Source organism: Actinomadura sp. SCN-SB, from assembly GCF_043906805.1.
GTDB lineage: Bacteria > Actinomycetota > Actinomycetes > Streptosporangiales > Streptosporangiaceae > Spirillospora.
This window is the reverse complement of record NZ_JBIMPP010000210.1, coordinates 1-380: the sequence shown is the minus strand read 5'-3', so window position 1 is coordinate 380 and position 380 is coordinate 1. Positions and strand designations below refer to the sequence as shown.

The window sequence follows — 380 nt, the reverse complement described above, 5'->3', positions numbered from 1 at the left end:
GAGCGGATGAAGGCCAAGGTCGGCGAGGAGCTCAAGCAGCACTTCCGGCCGGAGTTCCTGAACCGCGTCGACGACACGGTGGTGTTCCACCAGCTGACGCCGAAGGAGATCATCCAGATCGTGGATCTGATGATCGCCAAGGTGGACGAGCGGCTCAAGGACCGGGACATGGGCATCGAGCTGCGTCAGGAGGCCAAGGACCTGCTGGCCGAGCGGGGGTACGACCCGGTGCTGGGCGCCCGTCCGCTGCGCCGCACGATCCAGCGGGAGATCGAGGACCAGCTGTCGGAGCGGATCCTGTACAACGAGGTGAAGTCCGGGCAGATCGTGATCGTCGGTACCGAGGGCACCGGCGAGGACGCCACGTTCACCTTCAAGGG

Annotated in this window: 1 pseudogene; it reads left to right on the top strand. The window is 65.5% G+C overall.

Going from position 1 to position 380, the window contains the following annotated elements:
* Positions 1-380, top strand: a pseudogene (locus ACGWYJ_RS39085) (NDP-hexose 4-ketoreductase); the annotation flags it as partial.